Source organism: Nostoc sp. UHCC 0252, assembly GCF_034931145.1.
GTDB lineage: Bacteria > Cyanobacteriota > Cyanobacteriia > Cyanobacteriales > Nostocaceae > Nostoc.
The window spans coordinates 1-26002 of sequence record NZ_JAYGHE010000094.1; the positions used below are offsets into that span (position 1 = coordinate 1).

The window sequence follows — 26002 nt, forward strand, 5'->3', positions numbered from 1 at the left end:
GGAATTGTTTGTTGGGAACTCGGTTGAAGTGCGATCGCTTAGTGGTGCGGTCAAGTTCGCGGGTGAGATGATTAACTGCGACTCCAAGAATGGAATTGTGACTGTGGCCACCGAGCAAGGGAACCGAGATGCAATTTTATGCGAGACGTTTGTAATTGACTAAGGAATGCAACTGACCATCGCTACTGTTGTGACGGGAGCTTAATCGAAAGCACTTCTAAATTAGGTTGCTCCATGTCCTGTATGACTACCGAATTACAGGAGATTGTGAGTAAGCCATCGTGTTGATTGATAAGACACTGCCATGATACAAAGACCGCCAACGATGGTAGTCCCGGTACAAAATCTGGCTGTAATAGTGCCAAGCCTAAGCCCACCAGAAGACTTGAAAAAGTCTTGGATAAATGGGTAATGAGGTATGCATAACAAGCACCAAACCACTGAGGAGCCGTGTGAAGGGAAACTTTCATGCACGGTTTTGAAGACCAACGGGGTTGGTGACAACCTCGTTGAGTTTAATGATCTACAGTCTGGCAATGAAAATAAATCGGCACGGACGCGCCAAAGTTCTAACGCAGTCATCGCATATTGGCACGGTGATGCTAGATACAGCTAATCTTCAGTCATGGCTTAGACAATGACCGCGATCGCAACGAGAACACCGCAGGCATCGCAGACTAACTATTTGGCATTGAGCCAAGATGGACGTATTTATTAATTGATAAGTATTCGCAATAACTCTTGAGTGGCTTGTCTCTCAACGAAAGAATAAGCCTCCCAGCGTAGTAGACTGTCCATAATATAGCGCGTACACCGGACACTAACCCTGCGAATAAATGAGGCCACCGCCCCCAGTTCGTCTACCCAACAAACATTACAGGTCTAGAGAATACCTTACACCAAGCGAGGTGCGATCGCTACTCGATGCCGCTCTAGAACGCAAAGCACGTTATTCTCACCGTGATTATACACTGATGTTGCTCATGTTTCGCCACGGTCTGAGGGTAGGGGAAGCTGTAGGGGCTAAGTGCGGTTTAAGATGGGATGCGCTGATGTGGGCCGAACGTCAGATTTTCATCACCAGGGAAAAGGGCAGTGACTCTGGGGTGCATCCCTTGAGAGATGATGAATTAGTTTTGCTCAAAGAACTTAGAGAGATGTTGCCTGATAGCAAATACATCTTCGTTTCCGAGCGTGGTGAGGTGATGTCTACTGATGCGGTGCGAAAGCTGCTTGGGCGACTGGCGGCACAGGCTGGGCTTGATATCAAAGTTCACTGTCACATGATGCGCCATGCCTGCGGCTACTATCTGGTGAATCAGGGTTACAACACCAGAGAAATTCAAGACTTCCTGGGACACCGTGATATCAAACACACTGAAAAATATACCAAGCTGAATGCTCGACGCTTCCTGAATTTTGATTGGGGCGATTTGTAAAAATTCTGGTCAGAGCCGCTTTAATCATCAAGGTTAATTTGGGAACCCTATAAATAACCAATGACAATCGTCAGGATGTAAGGGGAGCCAATCTGAGGTGATGCTATCAAATAACAAAAATTCTCCTAACAAGGGGAATCTACCGTTACGCTTAGTGCTTGTGCTTCCTTTCGTTTTGCAAATTTTCGCCGCAGTAGGTCTAACAGGCTATTTATCTCTCCGCAACGGACAACAAGCAGTGAATGATTTAGCCAATCGATTGCAACGTGAAGTTAGCGATCGCATCGACCAGCATTTAGATAGTTACCTGAATACAGGTCGTCACCTAGCTGAAATTAACGGCGGTGCGATGGATATGGGATTACTTGACCCGAACAATCCACAGCAACTTGGGCAGTTTTTCTGGAAGCAACTCCAACTGCATAATGTTGGCTATATTGGTTTTTGCTTGCAGACAGGAGATTTTGCAGGTGCTGGACGCTTCTTTGATGATGGTCGCGTTACAGTCGATGAAGTTTCCCGCAAGCGCAATGGCAATCAACATTGGTATATCTACAACACAGATAAACTAGGGAATCGGGCTAAACTGGCGATCGATAATGGCCCTTACATTGCGATGCAAGAAGCTTGGTGTGAAGAGCCAGCAAAGACAGGCAAATCGATGTGGACGCTTTATCAATGGCAATCGCCGCCTTATACGCTATCTGTGTCTGCCAATCGTCCAATTTATGACAAAAACAAGAATTTAATTGGTGTTATTGGAGTTGACCAACGACTGACGCAGATTAGTGATTTTCTCCAGCAGCTAAAAGTTAGTCCATCTGGGAAAACTTTTATTTTGGAACGCAATGGATTGTTAATTGCAAGTTCCAACAAAGAACAACCTTTTACGCTTGTTAATGGCAAAGCTAAAAGGCTTCATGGCTCTGACAGTAAAGATCCACTGATTCAAGCTACTGCAAAACATTTAACTGAGCGTTTTAAGAATTTATCAACCATCAAAGACAATCAGTCGTTGGAATTTCAACTTAACGGTCAGCGCCATTTTGTTCAAGTGGCACCTTGGCGGGATGAATGGGGTTTAGATTGGCTGGTGGTTGTGGCGGTTCCAGAATCGGACTTTATGGGACAAATTAATGCCAACACGCATACAACACTTTTGTTATGTCTGGGTGCATTAACATTAGCAACAATTTTAGGCTTCTACACCTCTCGTTGGATTGCCCGTCCTATTTTGCGCTTGAGTCAAGCATCAGAATCGATTGCAGCAGGTGAATTAAACCAACAGGTAGAAATACCGCCAGTGGATGAATTGGGTAGATTGGCGCAGTCCTTCAACCGCATGGCGCAGCAGTTACGGGACTCTTTCACCACTATTGAGCAAACCAATCAACAATTAGCCAAAACTAACGAAGAATTAGAAAGTCGGGTAGAAGAACGCACTCACGAGTTAAAGGAAGCGAAACTTACCGCCGATGCTGCCAATCATGCCAAGAGCGATTTTCTCGCAAACATGAGCCACGAACTGCGGACACCGCTCAACGGAATTTTAGGCTATGCCCAAATTCTTGCCCGGACTGCATCTGACGAAAAACAACAGCGTGGCATCGATATTATCTATCAATGTGGTTCGCATTTACTGACTTTAATTAACGATATTCTCGACTTATCTAAAATCGAAGCTCGCAAACTAGAACTACAGCTGGTTCCATTTTATTTACCTGCGTTTCTACAAAGTGTTGTGGAAATCTGCCGCATTAAAGCCGAACAAAAGGGTATTGAGTTTATTTATCAGCCACCGGAGAATTCAGCAGTTGGTATTGTTGCTGATGAGAAGCGTCTGCGACAAGTTCTGATTAACTTGCTGGGAAATGCCATTAAGTTTACCGACAAAGGCAGTGTCACATTTAAGGTGGAAGTGCTGTTAGGGGATATAACTAATCTTCGCTTCTATGTTCAGGATACGGGCATCGGCATGAGTCCCCAGCAATTAGAGAAAATCTTTCTCCCCTTTGAGCAAGTCGGGGATAGCAAACGTCAAAGCGAAGGAACAGGATTAGGACTTGCTATCAGCCAGCGATTTGTTGAGTTGATGGCCACTCAAATCCAGGTTAAAAGCCAATTAGGGGTTGGTAGTAAGTTTTTCTTTAATATTAACTGTGCGATCGCAACTGATTGGGTACAAGCAAATTCTGTAACATCATCTGGGAGAATTGTCGGATATGTTGGCGCAACCCCTATCAAAGAGAATCGCAAAAAAATCCTAATTGTCGATGATCGTTGGGAAAATCGGTCAGTGATTGTCAATCTTTTGGAACCCCTTGGTTTTGAGGTTCTCGAAGCCAACAACGGAGAAGAGGGTTTAGAAAAAATTACACGCGATCGCCCCGATATGATCATTTGTGATTTAGCCATGCCCGTAATGGATGGCTGGGAAATGCTCAAACAATTGCGTCAGTCCCAAACTTTACGTGATGCCATTGTGATTGTCTCCTCTGCCAGCGTGTTTGAGATTGACCGCCAAAATAGTTTAGATGCTGGTGGTAACGATTTCTTGGCAAAACCCGTGCAAGCAGATGAACTTTATGCTGTATTAGCCAAGCAATTACAATTAAATTGGGTATATAAAAATACTAGTACAGAATCCTCAATCGATACAGATGCAAGTGCCAAAACCATTTTAATTCCAAGTATTTCTGATTTAAAAGGGTTATTAGAACATGTCGAAACTGGGTACTTTAGAGGTATCCGAGAAGAATTGGATCGATTAGCTCAATTAGATGAGCAGTATCAACCCTTTATTCGAGAACTCAGGGAATTGGTTAAAGGCTTCAATATTCAGACAGTTCGCCATTTTCTCCAAGAGTCGATAAACCAATCTCAGAAATCAACAAAGATTTAGGTAGGAAATTGAAAACTAATGGCAACTCATAGTACAAGTCAAACAATTCTGATTATTGACGATAATCCAACTAATATTGAAGTGCTATATGATGCACTCGACCGAGCAGGTTATAAAGTCCTAGTAGAAATGGATGGTTTGCACGGTATCGAAACGATAAAAAATTACCCTCCTGATTTAATTTTACTAGATGTAATGATGCCAGAAATTGATGGCTTTGAAACTTGTCGTCAATTAAAATCTCAACAGACCATCGGCGAGATTCCGATTATTTTCATGACTGCTCTTAATGATACAACCGATAAAGTCAAAGGTTTAGCCTTAGGAGCTGTCGATTATATTACAAAGCCATTTCAACAAGAAGAAGTACTTGCACGCATTGGGATTCATCTGAAACTGCGACGAGCAAATTTAGAATTAGCGCAACAAAAGGATATTTTAGAACACCGGGTACAAGAACGCACCGCAGAGCTTTCGCAAGCGCTAGATAATTTTAAAAACGCACAATTGCAATTAGTCCAAAGTGAAAAAATGGCAACCTTGGGTAACTTAGTTGCAGGAGTAGCGCACGAAATTAACAACCCTCTTGGATTTCTCAAAGGCAGCCTGAATAACGCCCAAGAGTATATCCAAGATTTATTTAAGTATGTGCAATGTGTGCAGCAACATTATCCCCAACTGACACCGGCCGTCACCAACCTTGCCGAGAAAATTGACTTAGAATTTCTTAGTGAGGACTTACCAAAGCTGCTAGGTTCGATGCATGTAGCAACAGAACGTATTATGGACATTAGCACTAGTCTCCGCACCTTTTCCAGAGCCGATACATCTGAAAAAGTTGCTTGCGACCTGCATGAAGGAATTGAGAGTACACTGTTAATTTTGAAGTATCGCCTCAAACCGTCCCAAAAACGTCCAGCAATTGAGGTAATTACAGATTATGGTAAATTACCGCCTGTTAAGTGCTTTTTAGGACAATTAAATCAAGTATTTATGAACATCCTTGCCAATGCAATTGATGTATTAGATACAGAAAGCGTTGGGCGAACATTTGCCCAATTACAAGCTAATTCTCAACAAATTATAATTCGCACTGAAGTATCCAGCGACCAAAATACGGTAGTAATTAAAATCAAAGATAATGGGTCGGGAATGCCAGAGGATATTAAAGCACATATCTTTGACCACTTGTTTACCACTAAAGACGTTGGCAAGGGAACAGGATTGGGATTAGCGATCGCTCGTCAAATTGTCGAAGAAACGCACAATGGTAAGTTGATCTGCAACTCCATTTTGGGTGAGGGCACAGAATTTGTCATTAAGATTCCAGTCTCTTTATGACAAGTTCTGTTCTTAATTACGAATTACGAATTACAGAAACTTTTCGTTTTTTTACTTTTATAGTTGCATTTAATCCTGGCTCAAAGCGATGATTGCAGGTTGGTTGCAAATAATCCTGGCTCAGTTGCATTTAATCCTGGCTGAAGCACAATTATAGTTGCATTTAATCCTGGTTTGTAAATGTCTTGATTGCAGGTTTGAGCGATTAGTATTGCAGGTCGCTACATATAAGCAAGTAATTGCTTGGATAACATTTTCAGAGCTTCTTCTTCATCTTTGTCAATGTTACTGCGCTCGTTTTTTGAAAAGCCAAAAATAAAAAACCAACGATCTTCATTATTAGTAGCTACTAGTGTCCGAAATCCACCACTCTTACCCTTCCCTGGTTTTGCTATGCGTTTTTTAAACAGTCCACCTCCCAGGTCAGCATCATAAAGTCCTGTTGCCATTTCGTTTACAGCGTTACAGAGACTAAGATTGTTTAACCCTTCCTTTCGCGCCCAACGGTCAAAAGTACGGTTTTTGTAAATTTTCATTTTCTAGTCTCTTCGGTTAAAGTATAGCACCTAGTCCTATACTTTAGGCTAAAAATAGCATAGGCACAGCTGAGGAATAATGGTTGCTCTTTCTCAATCTCGCCAAAACTCGCCAATCACTGATAGGATTTTGGCGAGTTACGATATTTGGCGAGATTTATGAATAAGCAGGAAGCAGCAGATTATCTTGGTGTCAGCGTTCGAGCGCTTGAGCGTTACGTTCAGCAAGGACGAATCAGCGTCAAGTACGAGAAAGGGAAAACTCGCCCGACTGCCAACTTTGACCCCGCCGAACTGGAAGCATTCAAGTCAGAACTGAACCAACCGACCGTAAAACCTGCCTTTGAATCTCGTCAAATAACGACAGAGCAACAGCCACAGACAGATAAATTAGTGCGTTCTTCTGGCGAGATTGCGGAGTTTGGCGAGATTGGGGTAATTGATAAATTGTCCTCAATCATTGAAGGGCTGCTGGGCAGAGGTGACAATCAGCCACTAGTGCCGATTGCCGATAAACTGCTACTGACTATTGCAGAGGCACAAGCGCTAACTGGGTTGTCTAGAGAATTCCTGCGAGACGCAATTACCAAAGGCGAGTTAAAGGCCAAAGTAATTGGCAAGGGTTGGCGAGTTAAACGCAGTGACCTACAAGAGTACGTTGACAAGCTGTTTTGATTCTCGCCAAACTGCGACAGGCTAAATCTCGCCAGTAGCAACTAGCATATTACGGTATTTGAAATAGTGGCGAGATTTGACGTGATTGCATGGGAGTGCAGTCTTGAAAGCGATCGCAACGAATGACCAGATGGAGAAATAAATGGAAATTACCCGATTGTCGGCTCAATGCGAAAAAAGCGATTACGCTAGGACTGAAATCCTTTCTTCATATCGGCGTTGCGATAAATAATAAAATAAACCCTTAACTGTTATAGTACAACAGCTAAGGGGTGTAACTACTTATTTAGACTTAGGTAAACCTCCTCTCAGTGTCAGGTCAACTCCTATCTTTATGGTCGTTGACCGTGAGTCAGAGTTACTTGTATCGACTACATGGATATAAAAACTCAAACTAGTAATCGAAGCTAGTAAAGCAATAGCCAGAGGTTTACGCAAGCGTTTGATTGGGGGCATTTTCCATTTTTATTGGTTGCGTACAATGTGGCTCTAAATCCACTGGTGTACAGACCCCTTCAAGTCAAAAATAACACAAAAGATTGTGCGGTCAAGGGGAGAGGGAGTTAAGACCACCTCCGTTGAACTAGCGCAGAACCAGCGGCCGACCTTTGCTCTGGAGTAGAGTTAGGGTCACGCAGAACTTTACCAGCATTGCTAGCAGCTTTTTTGCCGGTGCGTCTTGGACGAAATTTTTTTTCCATAATTAGTTTGAGATTTACAGAGGACGGTGAGTAGCTCCAACTCAAACAAGGAGTAAAAATAGACTTCAATATAGGGGAAAAGCAAATAGCCCACGCAAAAGCGAGTCTTTAACCTTTCGGTTATCTGCACTCAAATTTGCATGGGCTGTCTACTGAAACTATTATAACCCGTATTTGAAAATTTGAGTAAATTAGTGATAAGAATGTCAAATTTAGTTAAATACCAGAAAAATATACGGTTTACAAATAAAATTAATTGTGATTTTAACTAACTTAATTATAATTCAAATTAGATTTGAACTCCCAAAGCCCTATCTAGTCTGCTTTTCAGCCTAAGCTTACATTTTTCCTTTTTGGCACTGTGACCCATAGTTACAGGGGTGAAATGAGCAGTAATTCTGAAAGTTACGCAAAGGACTTGATAAGCCCCTTTCAATATTGCGATCGCCAAAGATAAAACTGTATCAATTGAAGTCTCTGAAATTTCAAGGCTTCAAACCCTTGCTGTACCAAATAGGCTATAGGATTATTGTAACCACTCACACTGATTGCACCGCCATTTAAGCGCCTCTTTTTTAGGCAGATAAGATGAAAATTTAGGGACTTGCAAATATTTACCATCCATTTCGCCATAGGAAGTACGCCGCAAACTAGGAGCAAAACGTACCTGCATTGTCTCCGGGTTAATAGTAATCAGATTAAGGTCAAATAGTGTATGTATATCTGCCCGTAGGAGCAATCCATTTGAGGGGTGATTATTTTCCGTTTCACTGTAAGGAATGATGTGAGCAGCTTCCAAGGCTTCTTGTGCATCACATCCAGTAATGGCACAGCGATAATTGTAGGCTTCGAGCAAACTTTGACGAAACTGCGGTTGTCCTTGCCGTCGAGCGATAGATACAGTAATTCGCTCTTTAGCTTGCTTTATACTTTTTGGATTGAAAAAACCGTCAGCCTCAATAGCCGCAGTAAGCTCGTTTATCTCTGCTAAATGATTGTGGTTAATCTTTTCTGAAATTCTCTGACTGTTTTCTTTATTAGTGTTTTCAACACGGTTATGTAAAATCGGTGGGTTAGCAGCAGGTTTGTTTGTAGTTTCTACTTCTGTGGGGCTATCATTAACAGTTTCAGGAATTTCAGGAATATCCTCAATAATTGCATCTTTATCATTAACATGCAAAGACTGAATGAGGTTCAGTACCTCTTGATAATATTCTACTCGTCCGCCTTGCTGATAAAGAGCAGCAGCTTTCTCTAAATCTTCAATGGCTCCTACTTTATCACCTAATTCATGGCGGGCAAGACCACGGTATTCGTATACGGCAGGATATTTATCAGCAACCTTAATCGCATGATTGTAATCTTCAATAGCTTTCTGATAATTTTTCAAATCGTTGTAAACATTGCCTCGATTGACGTAGTAAAGAGGATTTTTTGAATCAAATTTAATTGCCTGATTATAATCCTCAATTGCTCCTTCAAAATCCCCCAAGAAGAAGCGAGAAGTTGCTCGATTGTTATAAGTTTTATAGTATTTAAGCATCGAAGAATCTGTTCTAGTTGCTTTATTGTAATCCTCAATTGCTCCCTGATGATCTCCTAATTCAGCGCGTGCATAGCCGAGTTCGCTGTATAATTCAGCCCAATCATAATAACCACAAAATCCACTGGGGGTTAGCTGAATTGCCTGTTCGTAATCCTTAACAGCACCCTCATAATCTCCCAGTTCACTACGAGCTTGACCCCGTTGATAGTAAGCAGAGGGATAGTCAGGGTCAAGCTGAATTGACCTGTCAGCATCTTCAAATGCTCCTTGGTAATTGCTCTGCTGGTAGTACAATTCTGCTCGTAAATAATATGCAAAAGCATAGTTTGGATCTAGTTCAATCGCCTTGTTGTAATCCTCAATAGCTCCTTGATAATCTTTCAAATTCTTGCGTTCCTGACCTCGCATACAATAAGCAATATCATCATTTGGATTTATCCGAATTGCTTGAGTACAATCTTCTACCGCTCCTTGATAATCACTTAGCATATTACGAACGCTAGCTCGTTCTTTATAAGCATTAGCATCATTTCTATTTACCCGAATTTCCCTAGTCCAATATGTAAAATCGCGTTGTAATCTATTTTTATGACTCAAATGGTTTGGCAAAGCTTGATTATAATCTTCCATATTTATTTAAAAACAAAGTTTTAAAATGGCTTTTTCAACAATATCCAAATCTGTTGTTTGAACTTAACAATCGCATCCACATTAGTAACTGGGCTGTGTTGTATTATATGGGACGGCTATCCATAGGATTCCCACAATCCAAGCAACTCTTAACAAATAGGCGGCGATAGCGGAGTGTCTGCTGCCTGCAACAAGCGGATTGGCTCAACGAGTGGATTTGTGGCAGTGGCAGACACCGACTATTTGAGCTTGCTAGGTAGGTTTTGAGTTGCGCCATCGCCTAGAGGGAGATCCCTTTACTTTGTGTTTTTGATTGTTGCTGTTCTTCTATTATTTGTTGCAATAGACGCTCTGCTTTTTGCCAAAGCTGAATATCTTCTTTTTCTATTTCCCCCACATTAATCGATGAATACTCAAGCTCACCTGACTGGTTTCGGTTGACTGCCACTCGAAAAATCTCACCTCGTTCATCATGGGTAAATACCAATTCTCTACCCTGCTTCTCCAGAGTGGCACGTTTGAATATAAGGCTATTTGAGCCAGTTTGTCTTAATTGCCAGTTGATTAATTCAACAGCAATAGGCACAACTTCGGCTAAGAATTCCTCTTCTTGACGCTGCTTTTCATCGAGTGACTGTTCTGGTTCAGACTTTTGAGTTGCCAGTTTATTACTAGCGATTAGTACCAATTCTCTGGCTTCATCTTGTGTCCATCCGGCTGGACTGGCAAAGATGATTTCTTCAACTTCCTCAAATGGTTTATTATCTTTGAGCGCCCGTATAGCAATTTCTTTATCTCGGTCAGTCACTAATAAGTTTTGCAAGTGGGCGCTGTAATACTCATATAACTCGGCTGTTTGTTCTTCTTTTAGCTTTGGTTTATCTGTGGTTATAGGTGGAGTTTGATTAAGAGCAATTGCATCCACTGGTTTTTGCGATCTATGCAGTTTCTCCAAATAAACAATCGCTGCTTCCAGGTCGTCGAATATGGTTCTTCCGGCTGATAGCTGCTGCTGATTTTGAGAAAGTTGGTGTGTTAATTCTAATACTGTTTCAGTTAAGGCTGATTCAACAGTCGATTGCTCAACATAATCAGAAATTGATAAGATAGCTCTCTTCTCTAGATATGATTGTAACTCAGTCGCAAGCACTGCATCCAGGTCATTAAATGTAGTTTTAGCTGTAACGAGTTGCTCTTTGTATTGAGAAAGTTGTTGCGTTAATTCTAATACTGCTTCAGTTAAGGCTGACTCGACAGTTGATTGCTCAATATAATCAGAGATTGATAAGATAGCTTTCTTCTCTGTATGGGATTGTAACTCTTGAGTAATCGCCGATGATAGCTCGTCGAATGCGGTTCTACCTGCATCGCTCTGCTGCCGATATTGAGAGAGTTGTTCTGCTAATTGTGGTAACGTTTCACTTAAGGTTGACTCAACTGTTGACTGTTCAATAAAATTAGCAATTGCATCCACTATTCTTTGTGATCTAAGTTGCTCAGAAAGATCAATTGCAGCTAATAGGTCGTCGAATGCGGTTCTACCTGCTGATAACTGCTGGTTATATTGAGAGAGTTGTTCTGCTAATTGTGGTAACGTTTCAACCAAGGCATTATCAACTGCTGACTGCTCAATAAAATTAGCAATTGCATCTACTGCTCTTTGTGATACAAGTCGTTGCTCTACATCAGTAATCGCCGATGATAGCTCGTCTAATGTGGTTTTATTATTAGCTAGCTGCTGGTGATATTGAGAGAGTTTTTCTGTTAATTGTGGTAACGTTTCACTTAAGGCATCATCAACTACTGACTGTTCAATAAAGTCAGCAATTGCATCCACAGTTCTTTGTGATAAGAGTTGTTCCCTTTCAGCAATCGCCGCTAATAGCTCGTCGTATGTGGTTCTTACGGCTGATAAATTCTGCTGATACTCAGACAGTTGTTCTGCTAACTGTGGCAATGTTTCAATCAAAGTTGACTCAACTACTGACTGTTCAATAAAGTCAGAGATTGTATTTATAAGTTCTGAACTGGATCGTTGTTCTACATCTAATTTAGCTGGGTTTAGCTGGTGTTTATTTTTGGCTATATTTTGAGATTTGTTCGGGAATGTGGTTGGTATTAGCTGTTGATTCTGTTGGCTATTATCTACAGATTCTAAGAAATTATTTAAGTGTTTAATTTCGCTATCGTCCCGTTTAGGGTCGTAGTTTATCCCCAATTCTGTCTGAAGCTTTGTAAATGAACACTTATATTTATTGAGATTACCTCCCTGTTTCCAGAGTAGACGAGGGCTACCATCTTCATTAACTGAGCCGATATCAATGCCAAACCTGATACCTCTTACCCCACCGTGACCGTAATAACTGACGATGGCTTTAACTTGATGCTCTCTCCATAACCGCTCAATTAGCTGGGGCATTGTAGGTTTATCTGCTGCCACTTGCTCAATTGCTCGGCGCATTATTTCTTCGCCTGGAAGTCCCAAACTCTCGACTCGTTCCAGTTGATTCCGAGTCATAGCCTTTTGCTTACTTTCCCAACTACTTTGGACTGGGGTTAGCTGAAATTCTCGCTCTAGTAGTCGGGCGGAGTGTTCAGAGTGGGCGTAATTATTCCAAGTACGGATAGATTTACCATCTAGGTTATTAACTCTAGATGCAACAATGTGGGTGTGGTCGTGTTCTTTGTCTGAGTGCCGCGCTATGAAGAAGTCATAAGCTGGTAGTTCGGTTTCAATAAATTCATCAACTAGCTCTTTTAGTTTGGTGTCAGCTATCCTTTTATCAGGTTGTTTAACTTGGGATTCATCACCTTTTAGCTGCGACAGCACAACGACTGATGCCAAGTGACGTTGAGAAAGATTAGCTAATTCGTCATCATTTAGCGTTCTATCAGTTTTTGGCACTGACAGCATTAGGTGATAGCAGGGGTCTTTTAGCTGGGGGTTAAGATGGGCTGATAGGGTAAACTGCTCTACCAATTCATTGGTACTTTGACCGTACATATTCCCGCCAATAATTTTGGCTTTCTCCTTATCAAGTACATATTTAGTAGTGCCACGAAATGATTTGTTAGCCTTGACTTTGGTAATCATTTCACTGCCCCTCTGCTGTTGCCTGAGTGAGTGATTGGCGAGTCTGTTCTAAAAGTGCTGTCAGTTCTTCAAGAGTTTTCAGATATGATTTCACCTCGTTAGTCAACGGTTGGCTACCAATTTTCACAGCTTCATTAATAGCTCTGGTCTGTTGGTTTAGGTTGTTACCAATCTTCTTTAATTCATAGATAGCCTGTCGGTTCACTTCGGGAATGACTAATTTAGGATGTGGTAAAGGGTAGTCAAATAATCTCGCTCTTATATAGTCACTTTGCACCACTCCACTACACCGTTGCTCTAACCTAGCTTTCTCGGCATAGCTAGCCCTAAACGTGATGGTTATTTCTCGCTTTTCATCTGGTGCTACTGACCGATTGGTTAATGTGTCAGCTAGTTGATTACTAAGATTGGTGCGGGGGTCTGGCTGCATAACTAGTTAGGAGTTTGATTATTTGAATTTTTATTTTTAACCGGGTTATTCGCTGTAGCTGCTATGGCGCGGAGCGCCGAGCAGGTAGGCGAATAACCCGGAACTCTCTTGACTTATTAGCCCCTTGAAAAGACTTGTTTAAAGGGGGTTTGGGGGACACCCCCAACAAGCAAACACACCGCTTTTACCGAAGGTAAAAGTAGCACGTAGTGCGTTACGGTGTATTGCTTGCCTATGCCCCCACGACGGGCTAGGGTAAACCAGAACCAAGGGACACAACCGGAGGCTGGGGGAGTATGAGACTTTGGCGAACCACGATTGACTCTGTGCAATCACTTCGGTGTAACCGAGGGCAGGGTCTATTGGGCAATGCTGGCCATACTAGTGATACGAAGGATGTTGATTCATGGGTAACTGCTTTTTTAGACTAGTCTACCTCACGAAAATATAAACCTTTTTCTGTTGATATTCGTCACATCACGACAAGAAACTTAAACTTTTTTTGACCACGACTTTTTTACAATGGAATAATTTATTACTAGTGCTGAATATGTCGCGCAAACCGAAAGCTGTCCCTTTATCAAAAATAGAAGATATTCAAACCAGTCTCAAACAGAAAGCGGCGACTCCTAAAACTATCAGCGTGTCAGATTTAGTTCTCAGTTTGGCTAAACCTATTCAAGATATGTTGGATGCTGGCTACTCTTATGACGATGTTTCTGATGTGTTTAAAGGTCATGGGGTAGAAATAGCGGCCAGTGGTCTAAAGAGTTTTCATAAAAAAGCTTCAACAGTAACGGAGAATAATTCAAGTAATGAATCATCAGATAAAGCGGTTGAAGAATCAGTTAATTCTGACTCCGAGCCAGAATCAACTGATTCTTCAACCACAACTAATAATGATGTTCCAGCAGTAGAACCGGATAGCTCACCTATTGATAGTAGTGAAACATCCGGCTCATCATCAACTAAAACTAGTAAACGAAAGAAAACAAATCCTAATACTTCTTCCCAATTTAATATCACTGATAGGAGTGAATTATGAAACGTATCGTGATGATACTGGGGGGCAAGGGTGGTACAGGTAAAACTGCCTTTACTCGCTTGCTATTGGATGTAATGCACTCAAAGGGCATTAACTATCTAGCTTATGACGCAGATACAGAGAATCCAGAACTGTACGAGTACTATCAAAATTTTGGCTCAGGGGTAAGACTCTTGAACTTCCTGGAGGTGGCAGAGGCGAAACGCTTCTTTACGGAAATCAAAGCGGAATCACCAGACTCAATAATAGTAGATATGCCGGGGGCATCAAGCAATAAAACCAGGGAGATTATCAGTAAGTTTGGGTTATTCAAAATTGCCGGCGATTTAGGTTATCGGGTAACGCTAGTGACTGTACTAAATCTTGGGTATTCGGTGATAACCAGCTTAAAAACTATGGCTGAGTTCTGCGGCGCTCAAGCAGATTATGTAATAGTGAAAAATCTGTGCTGGGATAAAGGTTCAGGTTTCCAGCGCTGGGAGAATAGTAAAACGTCGGCAGCGATATCTGAATTGAAAGGCATAGAAATAGAAATGCCAGAGCTAGACTACTCGACCTTTGACACGTTGACAGAGAAAGGTCTACCTTACTCGGCTGCTACTGAAGAGAATGGATTTCCTTTTGGAGATTACCTGCTAGTGAGTGGGTTTTTAGATCAGGCTAAACCAGAGCTTGAAAAAGCTGGGGCTTATTTGGGGTTACAACAACCTCTTGTTGTGGTTGCTGCTGAATCGAACACCTCAACTTCAAAAGAGACAAAAGTTACTGCATCTACTTCTCGCCAGGGTAAAAAGAAAGCTAATGAGCAACAATAATAATGGCAACGGCAATCACAGCAATCCTTACTCTGAAACTGCCAATTCCGTAGAGAGCAGTGAACAGGGTGAGGTCAAGATAGCACTGGGCAGATTATATAGAGAGTTTGAAAATTTTAAGCAGTCACAGAAAACTGAACGTGAAAGAGATAGGGCAGAGTTACAAGCATGGGCGCAAACGAATTTAATTCAGAATCAACTCCTCAGCAAAGCGATGGTGACAATCGAGATGCTGACGACCGAATTGAAGAATCAGAATCTCTCCTCGAACGAGTACGAGAAGAACAACGAAGATTTGAGACAAGAATTAACTCCCTTACTGACGCAGTTAAAGAATATGCCCAAGTCATCAGCGACATTAGAGAGCTTAGAGTTCAAAGGGCTAAAGAGCGAGATAACAGAATTAAAGCAGAACTGGAACCAACTGTTGAATCACACGCAGAAGTTGACTACGGTTATTCAGGAGTTGAAGAACAGCCCTCCCCCCGAACCCATCACCATAGAGAAAGAGGTTTATCGCGCTGAACCCATAAGTAAATATGGGACGATGGGGTTGTTTTCTGCATTATTTACTTTGTTGATTTTCCTTGGATTCAATCAATTTATTCCGGTAAAAACCTCGGATGATTTCAATAACTATCTACAAGCTATCTGGCAGCGTACTGGTTATAGCAATGTAAAGTTACAACGGATAGAAAAGCGTTTGGGGACTGACCGAAATCGAAGATGAAGGGCAAGATATAGCGATTGGGGCAAACAGGCTTAACGTAATATTTGCCCCAATAATAGAAATAATCAAAGGTAAGAATGCACAAGCTTACCTTGAGTTGACCACTTCTCATCTAGAAGGCGACAAGCGACGTAAACAACATTTTGAGGATTGCGCTTGTGTCTTCCATTAGTACCCCAGGAACGGACGGTATAATCACCTTGATAACCTAAAACAAGTGAAAGCTCGTCATAAGTTAATTGCCATTTTTTCTTAAATTCTATTGGGTGCATAGTATTCACCTATTTCAAGTAATTAATTAGCAGAGACGCGCATAGAAATTATCAAAGGTAAGAATCTATAACTTTCCCCTCATCTGACCATTTTTCATCTAGAAGGCGACAAGCTACATAAACAACTTTTTGAGGATTGCGCTTGTGCCCTCCATTTATCCCCCAACAACGGACAGTGAAATCATTTTCGTAACCTAAGACGAGTGCTAAATCGTTGTAAGTTAATTGCCACTTTTTCTTAAAATCAATTGGGTGCATAAATTTAGATCCATTACTAGGATTCAGGCTTTTGATGTCTTGATATCTTTGAGCTAAGTGAAAAATAAAGGCTTTTTAAGATTGCAGTAAGATTAAAAAGCGGTAAATCCTGACTTCTCACAACCCTTCAATTGGTTGGATTCTATAAGTTGTGCAATCGCACCCCTTAAATACCGAACACTAGGTTTATCCTCGCCCCACTTTCGGCTATTTCTAATCGCGGCAAAGCTGACTGGTGTTGTCACGGCTGAAGTGACGATGTTTAAAATCTGCTCCTTATCAGCCTCAGAAATACTGACGAATTCTACCTCTGCAATTTCAACATCTTGGGTAGGCTTTGAGAAAATAGACTCCAGTTTATTAACTGCGTCATCTGGTGCAATTTTCTCCCCTCTGGGCATAACTGCTGGCTGGTGATGCTGCACCAGTTCCGGGAAGAATTTGAGTAATGTTCTTGCTGGATCTGGCTGACTATTTCCAGGGTGTAACTCTATCTTTAACCAGTCAGGAATCATGCCTAGATTGCCACCGCTAATAGGTTCAGCAAAGTTATTAGGGTTGGCTTTGAAATATTCTCCACTGGCAACATTAATCTTTCGCAATCCGCCAGCGCTGACAGACTGAGCTACACAACCAATAAAATTAACTGATTGCTTAAAGGTATCTGCCAGTCCTGCTGTGGCCTTGCCAACCACAGAAGTTAAGTTGGAGCCATGCAAGACAATGATTAATGTACCGCCACATTTGGCGAAGCGAGAAAGTAAATATTGGATAGCCCAAGTGCGATCGCTCTCATCAAGTAGGGACAGCAAGCGCATCGCCTCATCAATCACTAACAGTAAGTTTTTGTGGGAGTAAGGTTCACTTGCATCTAAGCCTTTAAGAAATTTAAGCAAGTCACGGGCGACTAGTTTATCTGCACCGTCTGCATCTTTTTCAGGGTATTTAAGAGCAGAAATCAGATTGCAACTAAAGGGGTAAACATCCACCCCGGCTGTAAAGTATTGGGTATTTAATCCCGAATCTAAAGCTAGAGATAATGTTGCCAAGATTGCTGCTAAGGTTCCCTTTCCACCTCGCTGAGTGCCAGCGATCGCAATGACTTGGGAACTCATCATATCTTCTACTTGAAAACCACTTTTCGTTAAAGCCGCGATGAGTGCGTTTGCTCTATTCGTTAGAGGGAGATTAGTTATAGTCTCTGGTGAAAGCCCCGGCGCTGATGGCTGTAATTCTGTAGGTCTAGAAAGTTCCGAAGCTTGGGGACTGTGGCGAATATCTATCTGTGGTGATTGAAATTGCTTAATATCTACGGTCGGTGGTAACTGGGTTTGAGCTTGTGCAATAGCACTTATCTCTGACAGATTCACACGGCTGTCAATGGTCACATCCTGTAAATGGAGAGCCATACTTTGATAAGTAGGTAGCTGACGACCCTTGAGCTTGCCAAACCAGCCAAACATCCAGCGATAAGCATAAAAACGTTTTCCTGGTTCAACTTGGGTTAAATACTGCCCAATATTTTCAAATTCAGCATGAAGAAAGGCGTACTCTTCTGCTGATTGTCGCTCTAGAAATTTAACGGTATTAGCAAGATGATCCGCTTGATAATTGCTTCGATTATCATAGTCACCAGCACGAGCTAGAGCGTCTACAAAGTTGCCACGTACAAAGGGTAAAGGTGCAATTTCTTTAGTACGGTTCGAGTGTTCGACAACAAACCATAACCACGCAGCACCGCCAATTAAACCACCAACTACAGCTAGAGGATTGACAGCATAACAAACCGCTCCTATCCCAGAAGCCAGCAAGCCAAGTACACGAGTCATGTCTGCTTCGTTCTCAGATTGCCTCGCCATTTCAAATAATTGATCCTTGCGCTCTTGCAACCATTCAGAAACATTACCCGCCTCCAAATGGGATAAGGCCGGATATGATTCGCGTAAGTGTTCCGTTTCTTTGGTTGTAATTTTGGGGATATTGTTACTTTGCATAAAAGAAATGCCTCGTTGAGTAGTGAGTGCCGCTCAATGGAGAGAATTCTTGAGCGGCACTAGCTTTAACCAAGTCGCAAGTCGCAAGTCGCTTTTTAGCAAGTGAAGAACTCTCAAACGGTTCAGTTTAAGTCCCCGGCTTCTATCAAGCCGCAAGTATGTGTTTGCGGGGTCTAAATCCCCCATACATTACTTACTTGCGACTTGCGACTTGTCACTTGCGACTTGCTTTTAATCTTTAGTCAATCGCCAGATAGCAAACCCAATCTCACCCGCCATCATCGTGCCAATGTTGAATAAAATACAGCCCAAAATCATGAATGGGGCAGTAAATTGAAATGGGTTACGAGCCGCAAAGGTGGTGACAATATCGAACGCCCAAACCGCAATAACAACTAATCCAGCACTGGAGCGATCGCGTGTCCCTGCGGTCTTATAATCCTTCCAAAGTTCACCAACAAGGTCAATCTTGCCACTAGGCTTGGTTTCAAGCTCATAGACCATGTGATCTTGAAGTTCCCGCCTAGCTGAATCTGGGTTTTTACCGCGTAGGGCGTGGGCTTCGATTACCTGAACGCCTACAGAAATGATGAATGCCAAGTAAAACAAAGGGTTGAACGCTGCAAACGGCACATTTAGCCAATTCCAAGTCGGCTCAAACCAAGGACAAACAGGGGGCCCAGTAAAGATTAATTGCCAAGTTGAATCAGCACTGATTATGGAACCACCGATAAATAAAATCCCGCCTACCAAAGCACGACCCGCGCCACCGTTAGCAACAAACTGATTGACTATAGCGGCGGCTGCCCTAATGGGTAAACCAACAATCATTACAACAGCCTTGGCGCAAAAATCTATGATTTCTCCAAGCGATCGCTTCTTACCCTTGGGTTTACCATCGCTGTTACCAGTGCTATTACTTTCTGCACCAGATGTTCCTAACGCCATTACTTTTTCCTCACTGGTTTGATATTTTGAACGCTTTTACAAACCTCTTTGGCTTTGTGCTTCCACTTCCAAATTCCTTCTTCAATCCGACCTATGCAGCGCCCAGAAGCATCAAAAACATCAACAATCTCGTCATCTTGATAAAGGGTTGGGTCTGGTCTGGGATTGCGTTTACTGCTGTCAAAGTAATTAGTAATCCTTAGTTTTCGAGTTGTGGGCATGACTCCCGCCTCATATAAGGCATCACTAGTTTTTGCCCGTTCTTCTATGCGAGTTCGCTCTAATCCTTCGGTGGCTTTTAATCTTTCGGCTTCTGCATAAGCCCCCAACTTGGGAATTAAGGGAATGATTACAGGCAAGAAGCAGACACTAACACCAGCCAAAGCTAGATACAGTTGTTTCTTGTACATGAGACTACTGTGCCATCGCGGTAATCAGTGCAAACTTCTCCCATTGCTTTAACTCATGCAGTCGTTTAAATACTGACTCCGCTTCATTGCTAGGAGCGGTAGAAGATTCACACTCTACCCATGCTTGATGAGCGATTTTTGCAATTAACCAGAGTGTGTCTGATTCGCTCATCTTTTCTAGTCCTTCGCCCCATGTCTCACACATATCTTTAATAAGTGCATTGTCGTGAGAGAGAGAGTAATATCCTACGGGGTGCGCCATTTTGGTATCCTTGAATGTGTGTACTGATTTCATCCCTGATGTAAGTCACAACTGGACGAACGCTTTTCTTCTCCGGTCAAGCGTTCGCTCAATTAGTCCTCATCAAAACTGTTAGCGAGTTGTACTTTTTCAATGCCATCTAAAACTTCAGATATTGATTGAATGGCATCATTCAAAACCAAGTCATTTGATGTAGTAAAATGCTCTGATGTTTGCAGTCTCCTATATTCGGAAGTAGCTTGAATCAACCTTAAAGTCTGCTCAACACCAGCCAGAACAATTACTATTTCTTCCGTGCTAACAATACTATTCATCATATTATTCACCTCTCCAAGCTTCCAAATCTCCTAAGTTGATTTGATGATTGTTATTGACAGAAAACCTTTCCGAAACTAATTTCTCTAGAGCTTTTCTCAGCCAATAAGTGGGGGTTGTGCCATCCATTTCTGCAAGCATTCTGATGGCTGGAGTCAAGTCTTGAGGGACGTTGTAATTAAGCCGCTTGTTTAACATCGGTCGTTTCTCCTAAGTAAAGTTTTTTCATTTCTGATAAAGCAACGGTTCCCGGATTTTCGGGAATCAACAAATTACTTTCTGGAATGCTCCCTTTGAGTAATCTTTCTTTAATCAACATCTGCACAGGCGCGATCGCAAACGCACCGCCACACAAAGTTACTTTGCTGCGTCTGGCTTTCACGGATACGTCATCTAGGGCATAAGCCAAGGGAGAATCTTTCATCCATGAATGAATCGCGTTCTCTAACTCACTCCCAATGTCTTCGCCATCAGGTGCAATCGCACTTATGCCGTTATCGCCAACGGTTGCAGTTTCCAAAATCTCGCGCAGTTGGGAGGGGCGAATCATTTTAGAAGAATCAGTGTTGCTCAATGCAAGAGAGAATTCTTTGATTAGTGTGGCAACGCCACCGCCACCGTTCGGACTACAAGTTACCCGTTTTGGTAACTTGCCGAGATTACTGTATTCGCTGATTGTGGCTGTCCCATATCCAATATCAAAAGTATGGAACTGTTTATCGTCAAAGCGTTCGCTTGCCCAGAGTGACGCGCCATATCCCTCTGGAAATCCCAGAAAGCCAAGTTTAGAAAAACACAGACGGTATCTAACACCATCTACTGCGATCCACTTGCATTGTTCAATGGCTTTTTTTAGTTCTAATGGGGAAGCTAGCGAGAGCGTTGATAAACGAATATGCAAGGTTCTACGCTTGGCGCTTGTACCCGTGGACAACTCAAGTAGATTCGGCAGAGATGCGATTGCGCCTAATGCAAGGATTGGGAAGTAGTGTACTTTGTGATTCTCGGAATCACTCATCGCTATATATTCTTTACCTTGCAATCTAGCTGAGGAACCTACAACCCAATGCTCAGTAATATCTTTGTTGTTTTCATCTTTGCCTCGGCTTAGGCTGAAAGCTCCTAATTCTCCAAAGGGCACTGATGGCACACAACACACCAAAGATTCGGTCTTCATCACTGGTGTTGTGCCAGTTTCGTTATTAACGAAAGCCTGATATTTAATACTGGAGCGTCCAGCATCTAGCATCAAATGAATTACCTTTTTTGATGGCATTGATGCTTTCTCTGTTATAGTTTCAGGCTCGTTTGTGTTAAGTGCGTTCGTGCTTATAGATGTTGGTTGTTTTTTAGGTCTTGACATATCGTTTTACCCTCAACTTTTTATCGTCACTGTCACAAGGGAAAGTAGTCATCATCAACTAACGTTTCATGTTTCATGTTTCATGTTTCTGGCGGGTGTAAGTGGCGTTTCACGGTTAAAGTGAGGCTGAAACATTGATGCAACCGTTGAAACTGTTTCATGAAACATTCTGTGAAACACTACTGAGTATTTTGGCTCCCAGTAGCAGTAGTCTGTGCCAGCATCGAATTTTGCAAAATCTGGAGTAAAAGGAAGTTAACTACCTCTGCATGGTCATTAATGCCTAATTCCTGCGCTTTATTGCTGATAAATGGGTGTAGAGATTGCCTGATTGTTACTCGCATAAATTCTCCTCAAAATAAATTTGCAGGCTGAAGTCGCCAAGAATACGTGTATCTTGTCTCTCGCTGGCGCTTTTGCCTTATGTCTTATGTCTGCTAATATAATAGATAAGTTGCGAAGTTGCAACTTATTAAAATAGTAACTTCGCTCTTAGACGTTCTGTAAAGCTTATGGTTCAATGGAGACAGAAGTTGCGAAATTTATATTTAGCTACCGTGTCAGCCAAAAAAGATGATCCAGACTACGTGGCGTTACGTGGTCACATACCAAAAGATTTATTTAGGAGATTTAAAATGTTTTGCCTAGAACGTGAGGTCGATAATAGTCAAGGCTTAGAAGAATTATTAAAAGAATATTTTGCTTGGAAAGATTCTCAGAATACTAAGGAAACGGCATAACAAAAGCACAGATTCTAGACGTTTTCTCGCGCTTAGACACGTTAATAACAGAGGTCAACTCGTTGAAATTCTCAGCAGTAACTATTGGCACAAGCCAGGTAGCCCTGAATATCCAGCATATCAAAGCGTACAAAATCTCATTGTTTTTTTCGCGCACAGGCTAAAAATTCATGTTTGTATAGATACAGCCCAAAAACACGCAAAAAAAGGGGTAGTCCCTACCTGCTTTAGGGTACGCCACCATCTCTTACTAGAGCTATGCCATACCAAGACGATTGTGAGTCGTCGCCAAAGCGGTCAGTCCTACCGCAACACTAAAAATTTAGTTTTTTCTATAGCTCTAGCGTAACAGTGGCGTGCCTTTAAGTGAAAGGGATTACTCAATCTTTATCGAAAGTAATCACTAAATTCAGGAGCCACAAATGAATACGGTAAAAATTGAGAATGCGCCCGGACTCTCACATCATGGCGCACTACTGAATAATTCAGATCCCGTCATTATAACACAGTCAGCCACAGGGGAGCAACAGTTAGCAGCACGCAATACCAAAACTGACAGTGTAGAAAATAAACGCCTGTTCAGTACACCACAAAAAACTAATGCCTCAAGAACTCAACAGGCATTTGAAAAATTTGACATCCGAAATTTTCAAGACCAGCTAGAACCGTCCAAAGCTAAAAATAAGTTTATTTGTCCAGTTTGTGGCGGGAATGACTTATCTATTGTCCCAGAAACCGGGAAGTACACATGCTTCAATAATTGTGAGTGTAAGGACATCAGAGAGGCGATTAAACCCTGGGCTGAAGTGGTGGCAGAAAGGGCAGGGGCTAATTACACTCCATCCCTAAACCGTTTGGCAGCGAAGCCCAAAAGAATCTTGCCCAAAAGTGCGCCAATTCCAGATGGTGAATTAGCACTGGTGATGTTGACCCAAGCGGCGACTGACATACCCCAAACTCAAAACATAACTTGCAAGCTCCCAAAGGGAATACCAGGGAATGCAACACAAACAATCTACCCTTACTCACAAACCCAATGGGTAATTCGCTATGAATGGGCGGATTATATCAAAGAGAAAGGAAAAGATAAATCCTTCCGCCAATGGCACAGGCTTCCAGATGGCACTCCAGAGATGAGAAAAGGGGATGAACCCTGGAAAGCTTACCGCATTGATGAAGCGATCGCTGCTAGTAAATCTGTACAAGGAACCCCGGCACTACTCCAACACGAAGGGGAGGGGTGCGTGGAAGTTGGTCGAGAGCATGGGCTTGCTGGGATTACGTTTCAAGGCAGTGCATGGGATAAGAAAACAATCACATCCCAATACCAACTTATCAAAGATTCAGGTATAGGATTAATCATCTTTTTGCATGATGCTGACGACACTGGACTGAAGAAACTCCAAACCTGCCAGGAATGTGCAGCCGAAGTTGGAATTTCATTGATCGGAATTAACCCTCACGACATCTGTCCCGATTTACCATATAAATCAAGTGATATCAAAGAAATCTTGGGGCAGATGGAAACACCAGAATTTATCCGTCGGTTAGAGCAGGAGATTCACGCGGCCGTAGCGCAGCGATCGCAACAAGCAGAGGTAGATATCATTGATGATGATGATGACCAGAATCCGGTTGTAAGTTTTATTCAAATTGCCTTTCAAACCCTCTATGCAGACAAGAACTGGATCTGTGCTGCGGATAAGCTCTACTGGCATACTGGCAACCACTATGAACACTCTCCCGACGACACAGAGCGCAGACGAATAGCCAAATTTTGTAATTCCTTTGTGGTTGAGAATGAACTTGGTAAAAAATCTTATCCTTATACTTCACCCAGTTGGGTAAAAAAGATTCTTGAATGGGCGAAGATGCTAACAGGAATTGACCCAGAATTAATCAATCCACCAGGGGTAAACTGCATTAATGGAATCGTTAGAACCGTTTGGAATGGTAAGAATTTCACTATAACGCTATCCCCACATACCCCCGAAGATTACTTTATTTATGAGCCATTAATAGAGTACGACCCCAACGCTGATAGTACAGATTGTGAGCGCTTACTCGCTTGCTTAGATAAGCCACAGCAAGAAGTTCTTTTACGGAATCTTGCTGCATCCCTTGACCTCCAAACTGTTAGAAAGGTTAGAGGAAGAGAAGCGAAAGCATTACTGGCGGTGGGACTAGGCTCAAACGGTAAAGATGCGATTCGCAAATGTGTATCTATTATTTATGGAGAGACTGGGATAACCAGCATATCTCTATCTGACTTCCAAGCTTACGATGAGGGAAGAAAGTTTGGACTCGCGCCACTAATGCATTCTCGGCTTAATTGGGCATCAGAAAACCCACAAACTTGCAGACTTGATAGAATACAAAGTCTGAAATTATTTGTCACAGGTAACAAGTTACATTGTGAGCGTAAAGGCAAAGACCATATTGAATTTACCCCGAACGCACCAGGGATTTTCAACTTAAATGAAACGCCACCATTGCAAGGAGTAATGCAAGCTACTCAAGATAGAATCGCAGTTTTGGAGTTTCTAAAAACATTTGTAAAAAATCCCGACCCCAACAACCCAAACGAATTACAAGCCGACTCCCGTTTTGCTGATGATTCAGAGTTTGTGAGAACGAAAGTAGCCCCAGCATTTCTAAATAAAATGTTAGAGGCTCTTAACAACCTTATCGAAGAAGGCATTGACTACGAATGTACAACTGATGCCTTCCGTAACGTTCAAAAAGACAACAATCATTTATTCCAATTCCTAGAAGATAACAACATAGGTTATCTAGAAGGGGGAGAGATTACCGCACGGGCTTTATGGTCAATGTTAGAGATGTGGTACACCCAAAACGGCACACTTACTATAGATGAGAGCAACCGCAGATCATGGCTAGACCAAGCCCGCCCCAGTGATAAAAACGTGAAGGGCATCAACCAAATCATTCCCCGCATCTCCCAACTGTTTCCGAAAGCGGTCAAAGGGACTAAGTACTGCGAAGTGTCAAAAAGAAACATCCCAATACTCAAAGGCATTGGAATTTTGTCAGTTACCCGCACCACTTTAGGCGAAACCCGCACCACTTCCGCACCACTTACCGCACCAGAAACCACGCAAAATCAAGACTTCCGCACCACCCGCACCACTTTTTCAGATTCCCAGGAAAATAACATTGAAGAGTCAGAGGTGAAAATTGAATTGCTTCCTATCCCAATGGAAAAAGAAGAATATACCCCCCAAGTTGGTGCGGGTGGTGCGGAACCCTTGCCAGATAAGGAAAACTGCTGCGTAAACTCTTGCGTCACTGGTGCGGAAAAGCTAGAAAGTGGTGCGGAACAGCTAGAAAGTGGTGCGGGTGAATCCGAGTCGGTGCAATCTTCCGAAGATTCCAAGGTTTTAGCCTCTGAAGCTCTAGCTTGTATCTTGGAATCCCCTAATCCAAGTTGGGAGGTGGTTAAGGATATTTTGAGTGAAATGGAAATTCTTTCTTACTCGGAACTGCACGGGTTTTTGACCTTGGGTGAATTCGCGCAACTTGAGATGCTAATCCC

At 42.3% G+C, this 26002-nt stretch carries 26 protein-coding genes; 9 read left to right on the plus strand and 17 right to left on the minus strand.

Features of this window, described 5'->3' with window-relative positions; translation table 11 throughout:
* Positions 1-182: 182 nt before the first annotated feature.
* Positions 183-470: a hypothetical protein gene (locus VB732_RS31705; RefSeq protein ID WP_323234818.1), complete on the minus strand. Its 288-nt coding sequence runs from the start codon at positions 468-470 to the stop codon at positions 183-185.
* Between the two features lie 366 nt (positions 471-836).
* Between VB732_RS31705 and VB732_RS31710 the strand changes: the two genes are divergently transcribed.
* The 3 genes from VB732_RS31710 to VB732_RS31720 all read left to right on the plus strand — a co-directional run bounded on the left by VB732_RS31710 (position 837) and on the right by VB732_RS31720 (position 5682).
* Positions 837-1439: a tyrosine-type recombinase/integrase gene (locus VB732_RS31710; protein WP_323234819.1), complete on the plus strand. Its 603-nt coding sequence runs from the start codon at positions 837-839 to the stop codon at positions 1437-1439.
* A gap of 100 nt (positions 1440-1539) precedes the next feature.
* On the plus strand, positions 1540-4341 hold the full coding sequence (locus tag VB732_RS31715; protein ID WP_323234840.1) for a hybrid sensor histidine kinase/response regulator: 2802 nt from the start codon (positions 1540-1542) through the stop codon (positions 4339-4341).
* Positions 4342-4359: 18 nt separating this feature from the next.
* The gene (locus VB732_RS31720) at positions 4360-5682 is read left to right on the plus strand and encodes a response regulator (RefSeq protein WP_323234820.1); all 1323 of its coding nucleotides are present in this window, start codon (positions 4360-4362) and stop codon (positions 5680-5682) included.
* 221 nt (positions 5683-5903) lie between these two features.
* Here the strand turns inward: VB732_RS31720 and VB732_RS31725 are convergent, their stop codons facing one another.
* Complete coding sequence (locus tag VB732_RS31725; protein ID WP_323234821.1) at positions 5904-6218, minus strand: type II toxin-antitoxin system RelE/ParE family toxin; 315 nt, start codon at positions 6216-6218, stop codon at positions 5904-5906.
* 159 nt (positions 6219-6377) lie between these two features.
* Here VB732_RS31725 and VB732_RS31730 point away from each other — a divergent pair, with 159 nt between their 5' ends.
* Positions 6378-6893 carry a helix-turn-helix domain-containing protein gene (locus tag VB732_RS31730; protein WP_323234822.1) on the plus strand — a complete coding sequence of 172 codons (516 nt, stop codon included), beginning with the start codon at positions 6378-6380 and terminating at the stop codon, positions 6891-6893.
* 282 nt (positions 6894-7175) lie between these two features.
* Here VB732_RS31730 and VB732_RS31735 read toward each other — a convergent pair whose 3' ends face one another.
* The 5 genes from VB732_RS31735 to VB732_RS31755 all read right to left on the minus strand — a co-directional run bounded on the left by VB732_RS31735 (position 7176) and on the right by VB732_RS31755 (position 13294).
* Positions 7176-7349 (minus strand): hypothetical protein, encoded by a 174-nt coding sequence (locus tag VB732_RS31735; protein WP_323234823.1) that lies wholly within the window; start codon positions 7347-7349, stop codon positions 7176-7178.
* 107 nt (positions 7350-7456) lie between these two features.
* Positions 7457-7594 carry a hypothetical protein gene (locus VB732_RS31740; RefSeq protein WP_323234824.1) on the minus strand — a complete coding sequence of 46 codons (138 nt, stop codon included), beginning with the start codon at positions 7592-7594 and terminating at the stop codon, positions 7457-7459.
* A gap of 526 nt (positions 7595-8120) precedes the next feature.
* A complete protein-coding gene (locus tag VB732_RS31745) occupies positions 8121-9770 on the minus strand; it encodes a tetratricopeptide repeat protein (RefSeq protein WP_323234825.1) in 1650 nt (549 codons plus the stop codon).
* Positions 9771-10050: 280 nt separating this feature from the next.
* Positions 10051-12864, minus strand: a complete 2814-nt coding sequence (locus VB732_RS31750) for a relaxase/mobilization nuclease domain-containing protein (RefSeq protein ID WP_323234826.1) — start codon at positions 12862-12864, stop codon at positions 10051-10053.
* Position 12865: 1 nt separating this feature from the next.
* Positions 12866-13294, minus strand: coding sequence for a plasmid mobilization protein (locus VB732_RS31755; protein ID WP_323234827.1), 429 nt, complete (start codon positions 13292-13294; stop codon positions 12866-12868).
* A 502-nt stretch (positions 13295-13796) separates the two neighbouring features.
* On the opposite strand from VB732_RS31755, the gene VB732_RS31760 reads away from it, so the two are divergent.
* From VB732_RS31760 to VB732_RS31770, 3 genes are read left to right on the plus strand one after another with little or no spacing between them, the layout of a single operon-like run.
* Positions 13797-14339, plus strand: coding sequence for a hypothetical protein (locus VB732_RS31760; protein ID WP_323234828.1), 543 nt, complete (start codon positions 13797-13799; stop codon positions 14337-14339).
* Complete coding sequence (locus VB732_RS31765; RefSeq protein WP_323234829.1) at positions 14336-15154, plus strand: hypothetical protein; 819 nt, start codon at positions 14336-14338, stop codon at positions 15152-15154. Before VB732_RS31760 ends, VB732_RS31765 begins: the two co-directional genes overlap by 4 nt.
* The gene (locus VB732_RS31770; RefSeq protein WP_323234830.1) at positions 15141-15884 is read left to right on the plus strand and encodes a hypothetical protein; all 744 of its coding nucleotides are present in this window, start codon (positions 15141-15143) and stop codon (positions 15882-15884) included. The genes VB732_RS31765 and VB732_RS31770 overlap by 14 nt, the downstream gene beginning before the upstream one ends.
* A gap of 65 nt (positions 15885-15949) precedes the next feature.
* Here VB732_RS31770 and VB732_RS31775 read toward each other — a convergent pair whose 3' ends face one another.
* From VB732_RS31775 to VB732_RS31820, 10 genes are all read right to left on the minus strand, one after another.
* Positions 15950-16156 (minus strand): hypothetical protein, encoded by a 207-nt coding sequence (locus VB732_RS31775; protein ID WP_069069710.1) that lies wholly within the window; start codon positions 16154-16156, stop codon positions 15950-15952.
* A gap of 51 nt (positions 16157-16207) precedes the next feature.
* A complete protein-coding gene (locus VB732_RS31780; RefSeq protein WP_323234831.1) occupies positions 16208-16414 on the minus strand; it encodes a hypothetical protein in 207 nt (68 codons plus the stop codon).
* 92 nt (positions 16415-16506) lie between these two features.
* On the minus strand, positions 16507-18408 hold the full coding sequence (locus tag VB732_RS31785; RefSeq protein WP_323234832.1) for a hypothetical protein: 1902 nt from the start codon (positions 18406-18408) through the stop codon (positions 16507-16509).
* 231 nt (positions 18409-18639) lie between these two features.
* On the minus strand, positions 18640-19356 hold the full coding sequence (locus VB732_RS31790) for a hypothetical protein (protein WP_323234833.1): 717 nt from the start codon (positions 19354-19356) through the stop codon (positions 18640-18642).
* On the minus strand, positions 19356-19766 hold the full coding sequence (locus VB732_RS31795) for a hypothetical protein (RefSeq protein WP_323234834.1): 411 nt from the start codon (positions 19764-19766) through the stop codon (positions 19356-19358). The genes VB732_RS31790 and VB732_RS31795 overlap by 1 nt, the downstream gene beginning before the upstream one ends.
* A 4-nt stretch (positions 19767-19770) precedes the next feature.
* Positions 19771-20028, minus strand: coding sequence for a hypothetical protein (locus VB732_RS31800; protein WP_323234835.1), 258 nt, complete (start codon positions 20026-20028; stop codon positions 19771-19773).
* Positions 20029-20120: 92 nt separating this feature from the next.
* On the minus strand, positions 20121-20345 hold the full coding sequence (locus VB732_RS31805) for a hypothetical protein (protein WP_323234836.1): 225 nt from the start codon (positions 20343-20345) through the stop codon (positions 20121-20123).
* Position 20346: 1 nt separating this feature from the next.
* Entirely contained in the window at positions 20347-20541 is a 195-nt protein-coding gene (locus tag VB732_RS31810) for a hypothetical protein (RefSeq protein WP_323234837.1), read from the minus strand.
* Positions 20522-21706: a hypothetical protein gene (locus VB732_RS31815; RefSeq protein ID WP_323234838.1), complete on the minus strand. Its 1185-nt coding sequence runs from the start codon at positions 21704-21706 to the stop codon at positions 20522-20524. The genes VB732_RS31810 and VB732_RS31815 overlap by 20 nt, the downstream gene beginning before the upstream one ends.
* 179 nt (positions 21707-21885) lie before the next feature.
* Positions 21886-22050, minus strand: a complete 165-nt coding sequence (locus VB732_RS31820; RefSeq protein WP_196520256.1) for a hypothetical protein — start codon at positions 22048-22050, stop codon at positions 21886-21888.
* A gap of 168 nt (positions 22051-22218) precedes the next feature.
* On the opposite strand from VB732_RS31820, the gene VB732_RS31825 reads away from it, so the two are divergent.
* Together VB732_RS31825 and VB732_RS31830 are read left to right on the plus strand one after the other, a co-directional pair.
* The gene (locus VB732_RS31825) at positions 22219-22446 is read left to right on the plus strand and encodes a hypothetical protein (protein ID WP_190963047.1); all 228 of its coding nucleotides are present in this window, start codon (positions 22219-22221) and stop codon (positions 22444-22446) included.
* Positions 22447-22868: 422 nt separating this feature from the next.
* Positions 22869-26002, plus strand: a 3134-nt coding sequence (locus VB732_RS31830) for a DUF5906 domain-containing protein (protein ID WP_323234839.1), incomplete at its 3' end; no start/stop codon positions are given.

Excerpts from the sequence above, each read along its gene's own strand:
- VB732_RS31755 (WP_323234827.1), bottom strand. The coding sequence starts at position 13,294 with ATGCAGCCAGACCCCCGCACCAATCTTAGTAATCAACTAGCTGACACA.
- VB732_RS31715 (WP_323234840.1), top strand. The coding sequence starts at position 1,540 with ATGCTATCAAATAACAAAAATTCTCCTAACAAGGGGAATCTACCGTTA.
- VB732_RS31730 (WP_323234822.1), top strand. The coding sequence starts at position 6,378 with ATGAATAAGCAGGAAGCAGCAGATTATCTTGGTGTCAGCGTTCGAGCG.
- VB732_RS31780 (WP_323234831.1), bottom strand. The coding sequence starts at position 16,414 with ATGCACCCAATTGATTTTAAGAAAAAGTGGCAATTAACTTACAACGAT.
- VB732_RS31750 (WP_323234826.1), bottom strand. The coding sequence starts at position 12,864 with ATGATTACCAAAGTCAAGGCTAACAAATCATTTCGTGGCACTACTAAA.
- VB732_RS31770 (WP_323234830.1), top strand. The coding sequence starts at position 15,141 with ATGAGCAACAATAATAATGGCAACGGCAATCACAGCAATCCTTACTCT.
- VB732_RS31775 (WP_069069710.1), bottom strand. The coding sequence starts at position 16,156 with ATGCACCCAATAGAATTTAAGAAAAAATGGCAATTAACTTATGACGAG.
- VB732_RS31790 (WP_323234833.1), bottom strand. The coding sequence starts at position 19,356 with ATGGCGTTAGGAACATCTGGTGCAGAAAGTAATAGCACTGGTAACAGC.
- VB732_RS31815 (WP_323234838.1), bottom strand. The coding sequence starts at position 21,706 with ATGTCAAGACCTAAAAAACAACCAACATCTATAAGCACGAACGCACTT.
- VB732_RS31765 (WP_323234829.1), top strand. The coding sequence starts at position 14,336 with ATGAAACGTATCGTGATGATACTGGGGGGCAAGGGTGGTACAGGTAAA.
- VB732_RS31825 (WP_190963047.1), top strand. The coding sequence starts at position 22,219 with ATGGTTCAATGGAGACAGAAGTTGCGAAATTTATATTTAGCTACCGTG.
- VB732_RS31735 (WP_323234823.1), bottom strand. The coding sequence starts at position 7,349 with ATGCCCCCAATCAAACGCTTGCGTAAACCTCTGGCTATTGCTTTACTA.
- VB732_RS31740 (WP_323234824.1), bottom strand. The coding sequence starts at position 7,594 with ATGGAAAAAAAATTTCGTCCAAGACGCACCGGCAAAAAAGCTGCTAGC.
- VB732_RS31710 (WP_323234819.1), top strand. The coding sequence starts at position 837 with ATGAGGCCACCGCCCCCAGTTCGTCTACCCAACAAACATTACAGGTCT.
- VB732_RS31800 (WP_323234835.1), bottom strand. The coding sequence starts at position 20,028 with ATGGCGCACCCCGTAGGATATTACTCTCTCTCTCACGACAATGCACTT.
- VB732_RS31785 (WP_323234832.1), bottom strand. The coding sequence starts at position 18,408 with ATGCAAAGTAACAATATCCCCAAAATTACAACCAAAGAAACGGAACAC.
- VB732_RS31725 (WP_323234821.1), bottom strand. The coding sequence starts at position 6,218 with ATGAAAATTTACAAAAACCGTACTTTTGACCGTTGGGCGCGAAAGGAA.
- VB732_RS31795 (WP_323234834.1), bottom strand. The coding sequence starts at position 19,766 with ATGTACAAGAAACAACTGTATCTAGCTTTGGCTGGTGTTAGTGTCTGC.
- VB732_RS31745 (WP_323234825.1), bottom strand. The coding sequence starts at position 9,770 with ATGGAAGATTATAATCAAGCTTTGCCAAACCATTTGAGTCATAAAAAT.
- VB732_RS31705 (WP_323234818.1), bottom strand. The coding sequence starts at position 470 with ATGAAAGTTTCCCTTCACACGGCTCCTCAGTGGTTTGGTGCTTGTTAT.
- VB732_RS31720 (WP_323234820.1), top strand. The coding sequence starts at position 4,360 with ATGGCAACTCATAGTACAAGTCAAACAATTCTGATTATTGACGATAAT.
- VB732_RS31805 (WP_323234836.1), bottom strand. The coding sequence starts at position 20,345 with ATGATGAATAGTATTGTTAGCACGGAAGAAATAGTAATTGTTCTGGCT.
- VB732_RS31810 (WP_323234837.1), bottom strand. The coding sequence starts at position 20,541 with ATGTTAAACAAGCGGCTTAATTACAACGTCCCTCAAGACTTGACTCCA.
- VB732_RS31820 (WP_196520256.1), bottom strand. The coding sequence starts at position 22,050 with ATGCGAGTAACAATCAGGCAATCTCTACACCCATTTATCAGCAATAAA.